We start from the raw sequence: 12,198 nt of genomic DNA, 5'->3' as shown, positions 1-12,198 counted from the left end.
TCCTGGATAGACGAGCTAGGGTCGAGGGGCGAGGGCGACGATCAGGCCGATCGCCAGTGGGATCAGCCAGAGCAGCAGGCAGGCCCGGCGGTAGAGGCGCAGGCCGCGTTCGAGGTCGGCGGGCGTCGGGCGCGGTCCGTCGCCGAACGTCGGCCGGTCTGTGAGCACGCCGTCGTAGCGGGCCTCGCCGCCCAAGCGGACGCCCAAGGCGCCGGCCATGGCCGCCTCGGGCCACCCGGCGTTGGGCGAGGCGTGCAGGCGGGCGTCGCGGACCATGGTGCGCCACCCCCTGGCTTGGTTTTTGGCGTCGGCCAGGGCGATCAGCGCGCCGGCCGCCCGCGCCGGGATCAGGTTCATCAGGTCGTCGGTGCGCGCGGCCGCCCAGCCGAACATTCGCCAACGCGCTTCCTTGTGGCCGATCAGGCTGTCGGCGGTGTTGACGCTCTTGTAGGCGAACAGGCCCGGCAGGCCGCCGACCAGCAGCCAGAAGGCGGGGGCCACGACGCCGTCGTTGAAGCTTTCGGCCAGGCTCTCCAGGGCGGCGGCCGCCACGCCTTCGGCGTCGAGCGGTTCGGTGTCGCGGCCGACGATCATCGCCACCGCCGCGCGGGCGGTCGGCAGGTCGCCGGCCTGCAACAGCGCCAGGACGGCCGCGACATGGTCGTGCAGGCTGCGCTGGGCCAGGCCGGTCGTGGCGATCAGGGCGACCAAGGTCAACGCCGGAAGGCTGGAGCCCAGGACGCCCCGGATCGCCGCGCCGAGCAGGACGGCGGCCGCGACCAGCAGGGCGACCAGGACGACGCCCAGCCATCTACGGCGCGGACCGGACGCCGTCGGCTGGTTCCAGCGCCGCTCCAGCATTTCGATCAACATCGCCGGCCAGGCGACCGGATGCTTGAGCGCGGCCGGATAGCCCAGCACCGCTTCCAGGCCCAGGGCCAGGGCCACCACCCAGGGCCAGGGCGCCGTCTCAGCCATCCGTCCGCCCGATCAGCTCGATCAGCGGGCCCCACGAGCCCGCCAAGATGGCGGCCTTGACGCCATAGGCCCGTTCCAGGACCTCGGGCGTCAGGGCCTCCAGCGGCGCGGCGTCGGCGATCAGCGCGCCTTCCCGCAGCACCAGCACCCGGTCGGCCAGGCGCAGGGCCACGCCCAGGTCGTGCAGGGTCATGACCACGCCCTGGCCGTGCTCGACCGCGAAGGCGCGCATCAGGTCGACGGTGTCCAGCTGGTGACCGGGGTCCAGCCCCGCCAGCGGCTCGTCGGCCAACAGCCACGACGGCTCGCCCGCCAGCACCCGGGCCAGCAGGGCGCGGGCCCGCTCGCCGCCGGACAGGGTTGTGACGTCGCGATGCGCGAAACCGGTCATGCGGGTGCGGACCAGCGCGACCTGGACGGCGGCGTGGTCGGCGTCGCTGAGGCCGCGTGCGCCGCTGTGCGGGATGCGGCCCAAGCCGACCAGGGTCTCGACGTCAACCGCCCAGGCCACCTCAGGCGTCTGGGGCAGGAAGCCGACGCGGCGGGCCCGCTCGCGATGCGCCAGGGTCAGGATCGGCTCGATCCCCAGCGACACCTGGCCGGCGTCGGGTCGGCGCAGCCCGGCCAGGCAGGCCAGCAGGGTCGACTTGCCCGCGCCGTTGGGGCCGACGATGGCGGTGACCTCGCCGGGACGGAAGCGCGCCCCGACCCCGGCCAGCACGTTTCGGCCGCCCAGGGCGACGGTCAGGTTGTCGGCGACCAGATCGCTCATGCCAGTCTCTTTCGGGCCAGGCTCCTTCACGCGAGCCTCCGGCGCATCGAGATCAGAAGGGCCAGGAAGAACGGCCCGCCCACGGCGGCCATGGCCACGCCCAGGCGGACCTCGGCGGCCGAGGGCGTCAGTCGCACCAGGATGTCGGCGGCCAGCACCAGGGCCGCTCCGGCCACGGCGCTGGGCGCCAGCAGGGCTCCTGGCTGGTGGCCGACCAGCGGCCGCATCAGGTGCGGCACGATCAGGCCGACGAAGCCGATCATGCCGGTCACCGCCACGCTGGCGCCCGAGGCCAGGCCGACGCCGACGGCCAGCAGCACCCGGGTCAGGTTCAGGTCGACGCCCAGCGCCTTGGCCCCGGTCTCGCCCAGGGTCAGGGCGTTCAGCGCCCGACCCAGCATCAGCATCAGTCCGCTGCCCACGACGATGAAGGGCAGGGCCCGCCAGACATCGTCGGCGCTGCGGTCGGCCAGCGAGCCCAGCAGCCAGTTGATGATCTCCTGCGCCGCCCAGGGGCTGGGGGCCAAACTCAGCGCGAGAGCGACCCCGGCGCTGGCCACGGTGTTCAGGATCACGCCGGCCAGGATGAAGGTGATGGTCCCGCCCGTCCCGCCGGCCAGGACCAGCATGACGGCCACGCCGATCACCGCGCCGATCATCGCCGCCGTGAACAGCAGCCAGGGCGTGGAAAGACTCATGCTCAGATACATGGTCATCACCGCGCCTAGGGCGGCCATGGACGAGACGCCCAGCACGCCGGGGTCGGCCAGCGGGTTGCGGGTGTAGCCCTGCATGACCGCGCCCGACAGGCCCAGGGCCGCGCCGATCGCGATCGCCAGGATCGTCCTGGGCAGCCGCAGTTCGAAGATGATAGCCCAGCGGGGATCTTGGGCGGCCGACGACCAGGCGCTCCACGGAACCCAGACGCGGCCGGCCATCAGCGACAGGCCGCTCAGGAGCAGCACGAGCAGGCACAGGCCGCCCAGCAGCAGAAGGCGCTTGGTCATGCGGCGGCTCCAAGGACTTGTCGGCGGGCGGCGGCCAGGGCGGCGGCGGTGTCCATCAGGCCGGGACCGCCGCAATAGAGCAGCCTCTCGGGGAACACCGCCCGGGTCATGCGCGGCGAGACGCGGGCCAGGGCCGGGTGGTTGAGAATGCGTTCGGCGAAGGTAGGGGCGTTGGGCGCGGCCTGGCCGGCCAGCAGCACCTCGGGGGGATCGTCCAGCAGGCGCTCCAGCGAGACGTTGCCCCACTTCTTGAGGCCATAACGCTGGGCGACGTTCACGAAGCCGGCGCGGCGCATCATCTCGTCGACCAGGGTGCCGTGGCCGGCCGCGAAGCCGTTGGGCTGGAATACGAGAGCGGTGATCGGGCGGGTTCCGGGACGCGGCGCGCCCTTGGCCATCGCCGCCTCGACCTGGGCGATCAAGGTCTCGCCGCGATCAGGGTGTCCGGCGGCCTCGGCGATGCGGCGGATCTGGGCCTGGTTCTCGACCCAGCTGTTGGGCACCTTGAACAGCTCGGTGCGGATGCCGAGCTTCTTCAGAGCTGCGCGGGTGGCGGGCGAGGAGTGAGCGGCGGTCAGCACCACGTCGGGCCGCAGGGCGATGACCTCCTCGGCGCTCTCGTAGGTCATCGGGTAGGTCAGGGCGATCCTAGCGATGCTCGACTGCTGCGGATCGCGGGCGTAGTGGCTCAGCGCCACGATCTGCGCGCGGTCGGCCACGTGGACCAGCACCGAGTCCAGGCAGGGGTTCAGCGAGATCACGCGGGGCAGGGCGCGGGCACTGGCGACCCCGCCCGACAGGCCGGCCGCCAGACCCGTTCCGACCGCCGCGCGACGGGTGAGGCCAGCCAGGCTCGGGTGGGTCAAAACTCGACCCCCCGCTGGGCCTTGAAGCCCTGCTCGAACGGGTGCTTGACCAGGGTCATCTCGGTGACCAGGTCGGCGATCTCCAGCAGTTGCGGCTTGGCGTTGCGGCCGGTCAGGCAGACGTGCTTGTCGTTGGGGCGGGCCTTCAGCACCGCTACCACCTCGTCGATGTCGAGATAGTCGTAGCGCAGGGCGATGTTGATCTCGTCCAGCAGCACGAAATCCAGCTTCGGATCGGCGATCATCTCTTGCGACACCAGCCAGGCGGCCTGGGCGGCGGCGATGTCGCGCTCGCGGTCCTGGGTGTCCCAGGTGAAGCCCTCGCCCATGACCTCGTAGCGGACCTGGTCGGGGAACTTCTTGAAGAACAGGCGCTCGCCGGTCTTCCACTTGCCCTTGATGTACTGGACGACGCCGACCTTCAGGCCCCAGCCCAGGTGGCGGGCCACCATGCCGAAGCCGGCCGAGGACTTGCCCTTGCCGTCGCCGGTGTGGACCAGCAGCAGGCCCTTCTCGAGGGTCTTGGTCTCCATCATCGCCTCGCGCTCGGCCTTGAGGGCCTTCATGGCTTCGGCGTGCTTGGCGTTCAGGTCTTCGGTCATCAGAGGCTCTCCAGGGCGTCGGCGAGGCGGAGCCAATCCTGGTCGGGCCCGGGCAGGCCAAAGCGGATCAGCGTCTCGTCCCAGGGGAAGGGGCGGGTGAGAATCCCGGCCTGGGCCAGGACCTCGAAGCGGCGCGGCGCGTCGGCGGCGCGGGTCAGGCGGAACAGCCGGGTCCCGCCGACGATCTCGAACCCGGCCCGGCGCAGCAGGCTGTCCAGTTGCACCGTGCTTTCGATCAGGCGGCGTCGGGTCTGGCGGGCCCAGTCTGGATCGGCGTAGGCCGCCAGGCCGGCGGCGATCGCCGGACCGGACACCGGCCAGTCGCCCAGCGCCTGGCGGACGCGCGCGGCCAGGGCCGGCTCGGCGACCAGGAAGCCCAGGCGCGCGCCGGCCAGGCCGTAGAACTTGCCGAACGACCGCAGGACCATCAACGACCCGTGGCCCGGTCCGCCGGCCAGGGGCGCGACGGAATAGGCCGGATCGACGTCCATGAAGGCCTCGTCGACCAGCAAGGGGCCTTCGGTCAGATCGACGACCTGGTCGGGCGACAGGACGCGGCCGCTCGGATTGTTCGGATTGACCAGCACCCGCAGGTCGGCGGTCGGATCGCCCGGGTCGACGATCCGCGCGCCCGCCGCGCGCCAGGCGTCGGCGTGGCCGCCATAGGTCCTTGTCGAGATCGCGACCCGTCCGGACGCGAGCAGGCGCGGCAGCAGGCGGATCAGCGCCTCGCTGCCGGCCGCCGCGACCACCCTTGCGGGATGCTCGACACCGAACGCGGCCGCCGCCGCCGTCTCCAGGGCCCGCAGGGACTCCGGATCGGGCAGGCGCGACCAGGTCTCCGGCGAGAGGGCCGGGACCGGATAGGGGCAGGGGTTGATCCCCGTCGACAGGTCGAGCCAGGGCGTCGGCGCGTCCGGCCAGGCCGTCCGCGCCGCGCCGAGGCGTCCGCCGTGGCCGAGAAGGGCCGCCGGCGTCGCCATGGCTAGAACCTCGCCCGCACGCCGGCGAAGGCGCCGCGACCCAGGGTCCCGTAGCGGTAGAGGGTCTCGTACTGCTGGTCGAACAGGTTCTCGACCCGGCCGTACAGCTCGAACGTGTCGTTGATCGGATAGGCGATCCGCACGTCGGTCAGCACGTAGCTCTTCAGCCGCCGGGTGTTGGTCGCGTTGTCGAAGCTGTGGCCGACATACTGCATCGTCACGCCGGCCGTCAGGCCGTTCGGGAGACTCAGTTCCGCGTCGGCGTTGGCGGTCTCGCCGGCCCGGCGCACCAGGTCCTTGCCGTAGTTGGCGCCGGCCGACTTATTGACCGCGTCCATGTTGGTGTAGTTGGCCGACAGGGTCAGAAGCGAACTGACCTCGAAGCTGCCCTCCACCTCGACGCCGTCGGCCTGGGTCTTGGCCGTGTTGGCGTACCCGCCGAAGTTGGGCGGGGTGTTGTTCGATAGGAAGTCGATCTGGTTCTTGGTGTCGCGGCTGAAATAGATGATCGCACCGCGCAGGCGGCCGTCCAGGATGCTGTGCTCGACGCCGATGTCCCAGCTCTTGGCCTCTTCGGGCTTCAGGGCGGTGTTCCCGTAGTCGCTGTACAACTGGTACAGCGACGGGGCCTTGAAGCCTTCGCCGTAGTTGGCGCGGAAGATCGTGGCGCCGTCGTTCAGGCTCCAGGCCGCGCCGGCCTGGTAGGTGGTGGCGCCGCCGAAGGTGTCGTGGTCGTCGTGGCGGACGCCGCCGGTCAGGGTCAGGCCCTCGACGAGCTTGGCCTGCAGCTGGCCATAGACGCTGTCCATGCTGGCCGCATGCCGGCCGGGCGTGGGGTTCGGGTCGAAATCGGACGGCGCGGCGGTGCGGAACCAGGAGCGCTCGGTCTCGGCCCCGAACACCGCGCGCCAGACCGGGTTGATCGTCCAGGTGCCCTGATATTCCAGGCTGTTGTCGGTGCCCCGGGCGTCGAAGGTCTTGGTGGTGACGGCCTGGTCGGGGTTGTAGTTGTCGCGGTCGGTCTGGGTGTACGAATAGCCGACGCGGCTGTTCAGGGCGCCGTCGAAGTTGGACAGGCGCGCGCCCAGATAGCTGACCAGCTCCTTGGTCTTGCCGTACTCGGCGGTGTCGGCGAAGGCGAAGGCCGGGGCGGGGAAGCCGTCGAACTCGTTGCGGCCGGCGGCGTAGGAGACGCGGGCGTCAAGGCTGGCCCAGTCGGTGACGTTCAGGTCCACCCGGCCGCTGACGGCGGTGTTGCGGTAGCCGTCCTTCTCCTTGCCGCCCATGGCTTCGTCGAAGTTGGAGACGCCGGCGGTGGTGTAGGACCCGCCCGCCAGGCGCCAACCGCCCCAGGCGCCGCCGGCCCCGACGCCGACGCGGGCATAGGCCGTGGCGCGCGAGCCGCCTTCGATCACGGCGTCGCCCGACAGCGGACCGTCCGGGGTCTTGGTGATCATGCTGACCACGCCGCCGATGGCCTGGCTGCCCCACAGGGTGGATTGCGGACCGCGCAGCACCTCGATGCGGTCGACGTCGCCGGCCAGCAGGGTGGCGAAGTTGTAGCCGCCGCCGGTCGAGGACGGGTCGTTCAGCTTGACGCCGTCGATCAGCACGGCGGTCTGGTCGGTCTCTGCGCCGCGGATGCGCACCTGGGTCGAACCGCCCACGCCGCCGTTGCGGGTGACGGTGACGCCGGGGGTCCGCGACAGCAGGTCGGAGACCACGACGGCCTGACGCTGGCGCAGGGTCTCGGCGGTGATGACGGTCATGCTGACCGGGACTTCGGACAGCTTGTCGGCGGCGCGGCCGGCGGTGACGACCACCTGGTCGACCGCGTTGGCGTCATCGATGGTCTCGGCGGCCAGCACTTGGCTCGGCAGGGCGAGAACGGGAAGGGCGGCCACCAGGGCCAGGACGGAAATCGAGCGCATTTTCAAATCCTCCGTGCGCAGCAACGAAGGCTGGCCCGAAGATTCGGACCGGCCTGACGATGTCGCCTCGGGGGAAAAGAACCCCATCGTACGGCGCACCCCGGCCGGACGAAGGACGACCGCGACGGGCAGGTCTCCTGGCTCGCGGGTCAATGCCGGTGCGTGTCGCCTTCCCAGCCGCTTTCCCCAGGTGTTCTTGGGAAGAAAGGCCAGTGGCTAATGACACGCGGGCTCGCCGCTTACAGTTGCGGGGGCAGCCCGGGTTTCACACCCGAGTTCCCTTTTCATCCTCTTTCGAGGAACCTGTCGCGAGAGCTGCACTATATGTTGCGCCGCACACGGTCAATCTGACTGGGCAATCTGGAGCGCGTCTTGCCGTTTACCCTCGTCCTGGGCGGAGCCCGATCCGGCAAGAGCGCCTTCGCCCAGGCGGCCGCCGAGGCGCTGGCCGCCGAATCCGGCGGTCGGCTGGTCATGGTGGCCACGGCCCAGGCCTTCGATTCGGAGATGGTCGAGCGCATCGACCGGCACCGCCAGGATCGCGGCCCGGCCTGGACGACGCTCGAGGCCCCGCTGGACCTGGCCGGCGCGCTGGACGGCCTGGGGGCCGGCGACGTGGTCGTGGTCGACTGCCTGACCCTGTGGCTTTCCAACCTGATGCTCGACGAGCGGGACGTGGCGGCGGCCATGGCCCAACTGGTCGCCGGCGTGGAGCGGTTCGAGGGGAGGTTGTGGCTGGTGTCCAACGAGGTCGGGTTCGGTATCGTGCCCGACAACGCCCTGGCGCGGCGGTTCCGCGACGAGGCCGGGCGGCTGCACCAGGCACTGGCGCAGGTCGCCGACGCGGTGACCCTGGTGGTGGCGGGGCTTACGCTGCGCCTGAAGTGAGAAAAACTCCATTGAGCGCTGATATCCCACGTCTAAGGTGTGGATAAGCAGCGGCCGCCCGCGGAGACGGGTGGTGCTCCAAGAGGACGCCATGAACGCCATTGCCCCCATCACCGCTTCCGAAGCGCCCGACTACGCCGGCCTGACGGTCACCCCCGCCGGTCCCGTCCTGGGGGCCGAGATCTCGGGCCTGGACATGCGCCAGCCTCTAGCTCCCGAGATCGTGGCGGCGATCCGGACGGCGCTGCTGCGGCACAAGGTGGTGTTCTTCCGCGACCAGGACATAAGCCATGAGGATCACGTCCGTTTCGGCCGATATTTCGGGGACTTGGAGGGGCATCCTGTCACCGCTCATGTCCCAGGGTTTCCCGAGATCCTGCACATCGAGGCCGCCGACGGCATGAAGCTGCGCGAGGAGATCGTGCCGATCGTCCGCGTCGCCAACAAGTGGCACACCGACGTCACCTTCCGCCCCGCGCCGTCGATGGGCGGGGTGCTGCGCATGCGGCACATGCCGCCGCTGGGCGGCGACACCCTGTTCGCCGACACGGCCGCCATCTATCGCGACCTGCCGCAGACGCTGAAAGACCAGCTGGCGACCCTGAGCGCCGAGCACGACATCCTGCAGAGCTACGGCTACCGGGTCGACGAGGCCAAGCGGCAGGAGCTGCGCGCGGCCCACCCGGTGCAGGCCCATCCGGTGGTCCGCACCCATCCGGAGACCGGCGAGAAGCACCTGTTCGTCAACAAGGTCTTCACGACCCGGATCCTGGGCCTGCCCGAGGACGAGGCCGCCAAGCTGCTGGCCGACCTGCTGGAGCGGGTGAAGACCCCCGAATACCAGGTCCGCTTCCGCTGGACGCCCAACGCCATCGTCTTCTGGGACAACCGCGCCACCCAGCACTACGCCATCCTCGACTACTGGCCGCAGGAACGCATCGTCGAGCGGGTGACGATCCAGGGCGACGTCCCGTTCTGAAGCGACCTTAGCTTGGCTGTGAAATCGGCAGGGAAGCCAGTGGGTTGTCGCGAAGTCCGGTGGGCGATCAGGAGCGCGAGGCGCGCGTGTCGACCCGGCGTTCCATCAGCAGCAGGCTGAGCATCACCAGGAAGGCGAACACCAGCAGCGCGCCCGCAAGCTGGTGGGCCTTGGTCCACTCCAGGGTCTCGACCAGCCGATAAATCTCGATCGACAGCACCTCGGTCTGGCCCGGAATGCCGCCGCCCAGCATCATCACCACGCCGAACTCGCCGATCGTGTGGGCGAAGACCAGCAGGGCGGCGACGGCGTAGCCCGGCAGGGCCAACGGCAGGGCCACCTTGCGGAACGCGCTCCAGGGCGAGGCGCCCAGGGTGGCGGCGGCCTCCAGCGGCTCGTCGCCGATGGCGATGAAGGCGTTGCGCAGCGGCTGGACCGCGAACGGCAGCGAATAGATCAGCGAGCCGATCACCAGCCCCTGGAAGGTGAAGGCCAGGGTGCGGACCCCGAACGGATGCAACAACGCGATCAACGGGCTCTGCGGGCCCAGGGCGATCAGCAGGTAGAAGCCCAGGGCGGTCGGGGGCAGGACGATCGGCAGGGCGACCAGGGCACCGACCGGCGTCTTCCATGGCGAGCGTCCGCGCGCCAGCCACCAGGCCAGGGGCGTGGCCAGGATCAGCAGCAGGATGGTGGTGATCCCGGCCAGCTTGGCCGTCAGCCACGCGATCTCGAGCATGGTCAGCGGACCCGGAATTCGATCGGCGGCGGACGTTTCTGCATGGCTTTGGTCCGGGCGGGCGTCGGGCTATGTAGTCGAGCTACATAACGAGCTTTCGCGCCCGAGTCACCCTCGCGCCGTCCCTACAATACCGCCAGCTAGTGGACGGTCGCCCGCTCGGGCGGCGGTTCGCCCGGTCCGGCGCCTTGCTCCTCGCGCAGGCGGACGGGCAGGGGATAGCCGTCGACCCTCAGGGCCGCGTTCAGGGCGCGCGCCAGCACCATGGTCGGCTGCGAATCGACCAGCAGCGGTTCGAGCAGGGCCTCGCCGGCCGCGGTCGCGGTTCCCGCCAGGCCGCACGACACCATCAGCCGCTGCTCGTCCGTCGAGATGCCGCCGCAGGCCGGACATTCCACCTGGATCGGCCGGCGCAGGCTGGCCTCGACCGCCTGCATCCAGGCGACGAACAGCCCGCCTGTCCGGTTCGACGACCGAAACGCCAGGGCCTGGGCGACCAGGCGGGTGGGATGCTCGCCCGCCGACCTCAACGCCGCCCATTGCCGCATGGCGCTCAGGAGCAGCCTTTCGCCGACGGTCGGGCCGGAAGTCCATCGAAGCGCTGCGGTGTCGGGAGTCATGGCGACCTCTGCCGGGAGGATGTCGCGTCCGTTGTTGCGACTGGTTCGCAATATCTAGTCCCCGAAGTTGTTGAGAGTCAATCGCAACAACAACATCCGGTATGCTGGACCGGCGACCGTCAGCGGCCTAGGTTAAGGAGCCGTCGCAACCTGTTCGCCGCACTGAGTCTTTGGAGTCCGCGCTGTCCGCCCCACCTTCGACGATCACGCCGATGACCCGGCTGTACGGCGAGAAGCGGGCCAATCTGGTGCGCGTCTTCGCCGTGAAACTGCGCTCGGTCAGCGAAGCCGAGGACCTGATCCAGGACCTGTTCCTCAAGGTGCAGGCGCTTGGCGACCTCGAGGTCGAAGGCGACGGCTCGGCGTTGCTGTTCCGCATGGCCAACAACCTGATGCTGGACCGGCTGCGCAGCCAGAACCGCGCCAGCGCGCGTGATGGTGGATGGCGCAGCCTTCAGGGCGCTGTGCTGGGCGACCAGCAGGTGGCCGACGTTCCCTCGGCCGAGGAGGTCGTGGCCAGCCGGCAGCGCCTGAAGCTGATGATGGCGGCGCTGGAGACCCTGCCGCCGCAGGTGGCCCGCGCGTTCAAGCTTCACAAGCTGGAAGGTCTCAGTCACGCTGAGACCGCCGTCGCGATGGGAGTCAGCCGCAGTTCGGTCGAAAAGCATGTAAGCGCGGCCTTGAAGGCGCTGATGGCTAAGTTGTCATGAGGGCGATTATTGTTTCTGGAACGGCTTTTGGAGGTTCCGCCGCCTTGGTGACGTCTTATCCTTGCGAGGACGCCGCGTGGCGTCAGGACGGAGCGAAATGACGCGTCCCCAAACGGACATCGACGCCGAGATCGCCGAGGCCGCGATCGACTGGCTGGTCCGCCTGCAGGGCGAGACGGTCACCGAGCGCGACTGGCTGGATTTCGACGCCTGGCTGACGGCCTCGCCCGTCCATGCCCAGGCCTACGACGCCGTGCTCGCCTTCGACCACCGCCTGGATCTGGACGCGCGCCTCGCGGAGGGCGCGCCGATCGGCGCTCCCCTGGTCGCCTCCAACGTGGTCCCGCTGCGGCCGGCGCGACGCGCCTGGCTCTGGTCGGCGGGGGCGGCGATCGCCGCGACCTTCGTCGCCGGCGCGATCCTGCTGCCCAACGGCGGCCTGATGGGCGTGCACGAAACCACCTATTCGACCGGCGTCGGCGAACGCCGGACGATCGCGCTGGAGGACGGCTCGCGGATCGAGATGAACGCCGCCTCGCGCCTGACGGTGCGGTTCGAGCGCAATGCGCGCCGTGTCCACCTGGGCGACGCCCAGGCGTTCTTCGACGTGGCCAAGGATACTTCGCGTCCGTTCCTGATCTCGGCGGGCGACACCCAGGTGCGCGTCGTCGGCACGCAGTTCGATGTCCGGCATCGCGACGGACAGGTGGCGGTCAACGTCCAGCGCGGTCTGGTCGAGGTGCGTCCCAACCTGTCCAGCGACGCCGCGTCGTTCCGGCTGCGGCCGGGGCAGGGGCTTTCCCACCGCAAGGGCCGGACCGACGATGCGCGGCTCTCGACGGTGGCCGTCGAAGAGGTCGCGGGCTGGCGTCAGGGCCGGCTGATCTATCGCGATCAGCCGCTTTCGCAGATCGCCGGCGACATGAACCGGCTTTTCCCGCGTCCGGTGAAGCTGGGCGACGCCGAGGCCGCCAATATGCGACTTTCCGGCGTGTTGATCGTCGATGAACAGGATGCGATGGTCGATCGACTGTCACACCTGCTTCCCGTCCGAACGACGACGACCAAAGACGCTATCGTGATCCGGGCGCGCTAAGCCTTGCTGACGGGCCTGGAATCGTTC

At 70.1% G+C, this 12,198-nt stretch carries 13 protein-coding genes and 1 riboswitch; of the genes, 4 read left to right on the top strand and 9 right to left on the bottom strand.

Features of this window, described 5'->3' with window-relative positions:
* Positions 1–15: 15 nt before the first annotated feature.
* Genes cbiB through AC1DMQ_RS23175 form a run of 7 tightly spaced genes read right to left on the bottom strand, consistent with a single transcriptional unit; the run spans position 16 to position 7,139 of the window.
* Positions 16–978, bottom strand: coding sequence for an adenosylcobinamide-phosphate synthase CbiB (cbiB, locus tag AC1DMQ_RS23205; RefSeq protein WP_477035899.1), 963 nt, complete (start codon positions 976–978; stop codon positions 16–18).
* Complete coding sequence (locus tag AC1DMQ_RS23200; protein ID WP_477035898.1) at positions 971–1,750, bottom strand: ABC transporter ATP-binding protein; 780 nt, start codon at positions 1,748–1,750, stop codon at positions 971–973. The genes cbiB and AC1DMQ_RS23200 overlap by 8 nt, the downstream gene beginning before the upstream one ends.
* A 26-nt stretch (positions 1,751–1,776) precedes the next feature.
* Positions 1,777–2,757 (bottom strand): FecCD family ABC transporter permease, encoded by a 981-nt coding sequence (locus AC1DMQ_RS23195; RefSeq protein WP_477035897.1) that lies wholly within the window; start codon positions 2,755–2,757, stop codon positions 1,777–1,779.
* Positions 2,754–3,623 (bottom strand): ABC transporter substrate-binding protein, encoded by an 870-nt coding sequence (locus AC1DMQ_RS23190; protein ID WP_477035896.1) that lies wholly within the window; start codon positions 3,621–3,623, stop codon positions 2,754–2,756. The genes AC1DMQ_RS23195 and AC1DMQ_RS23190 overlap by 4 nt, the downstream gene beginning before the upstream one ends.
* Positions 3,620–4,225, bottom strand: a complete 606-nt coding sequence (gene cobO, locus AC1DMQ_RS23185) for a cob(I)yrinic acid a,c-diamide adenosyltransferase (RefSeq protein ID WP_477035895.1) — start codon at positions 4,223–4,225, stop codon at positions 3,620–3,622. Before cobO ends, AC1DMQ_RS23190 begins: the two co-directional genes overlap by 4 nt.
* Positions 4,225–5,208, bottom strand: coding sequence for a threonine-phosphate decarboxylase CobD (cobD, locus tag AC1DMQ_RS23180; RefSeq protein WP_477035894.1), 984 nt, complete (start codon positions 5,206–5,208; stop codon positions 4,225–4,227). The genes cobO and cobD overlap by 1 nt, the downstream gene beginning before the upstream one ends.
* Before the next feature lie 2 nt (positions 5,209–5,210).
* A complete protein-coding gene (locus AC1DMQ_RS23175; RefSeq protein ID WP_477035893.1) occupies positions 5,211–7,139 on the bottom strand; it encodes a TonB-dependent receptor plug domain-containing protein in 1,929 nt (642 codons plus the stop codon).
* A gap of 110 nt (positions 7,140–7,249) precedes the next feature.
* A riboswitch (cobalamin riboswitch) is annotated at positions 7,250–7,461 on the bottom strand.
* A gap of 50 nt (positions 7,462–7,511) precedes the next feature.
* On the opposite strand from AC1DMQ_RS23175, the gene cobU reads away from it, so the two are divergent.
* Positions 7,512–8,027: a bifunctional adenosylcobinamide kinase/adenosylcobinamide-phosphate guanylyltransferase gene (cobU, locus tag AC1DMQ_RS23170; RefSeq protein WP_477035892.1), complete on the top strand. Its 516-nt coding sequence runs from the start codon at positions 7,512–7,514 to the stop codon at positions 8,025–8,027.
* Between the two features lie 91 nt (positions 8,028–8,118).
* Positions 8,119–9,006 (top strand): TauD/TfdA dioxygenase family protein, encoded by an 888-nt coding sequence (locus tag AC1DMQ_RS23165; RefSeq protein WP_477035891.1) that lies wholly within the window; start codon positions 8,119–8,121, stop codon positions 9,004–9,006.
* A gap of 67 nt (positions 9,007–9,073) precedes the next feature.
* Here the strand turns inward: AC1DMQ_RS23165 and modB are convergent, their stop codons facing one another.
* Both modB and AC1DMQ_RS23155 read right to left on the bottom strand, forming a co-directional pair.
* Entirely contained in the window at positions 9,074–9,745 is a 672-nt protein-coding gene (modB, locus tag AC1DMQ_RS23160) for a molybdate ABC transporter permease subunit (RefSeq protein ID WP_477035890.1), read from the bottom strand.
* Positions 9,746–9,885: 140 nt separating this feature from the next.
* Positions 9,886–10,365 carry a hypothetical protein gene (locus AC1DMQ_RS23155; protein ID WP_477035889.1) on the bottom strand — a complete coding sequence of 160 codons (480 nt, stop codon included), beginning with the start codon at positions 10,363–10,365 and terminating at the stop codon, positions 9,886–9,888.
* Between the two features lie 212 nt (positions 10,366–10,577).
* Between AC1DMQ_RS23155 and AC1DMQ_RS23150 the strand changes: the two genes are divergently transcribed.
* Both AC1DMQ_RS23150 and AC1DMQ_RS23145 read left to right on the top strand, forming a co-directional pair.
* The gene (locus AC1DMQ_RS23150; protein ID WP_477035888.1) at positions 10,578–11,075 is read left to right on the top strand and encodes an RNA polymerase sigma factor; all 498 of its coding nucleotides are present in this window, start codon (positions 10,578–10,580) and stop codon (positions 11,073–11,075) included.
* Positions 11,076–11,172: 97 nt separating this feature from the next.
* Positions 11,173–12,171: a FecR family protein gene (locus AC1DMQ_RS23145; RefSeq protein ID WP_477035887.1), complete on the top strand. Its 999-nt coding sequence runs from the start codon at positions 11,173–11,175 to the stop codon at positions 12,169–12,171.
* The last annotated feature ends 27 nt before the right edge of the window (positions 12,172–12,198 follow it).

This window comes from Caulobacter sp. 05L422 (assembly GCF_056397765.1).
The sequence above is the reverse complement of the archived record's forward strand: the minus strand, read 5'-3'. Positions and strand labels throughout refer to the sequence as shown.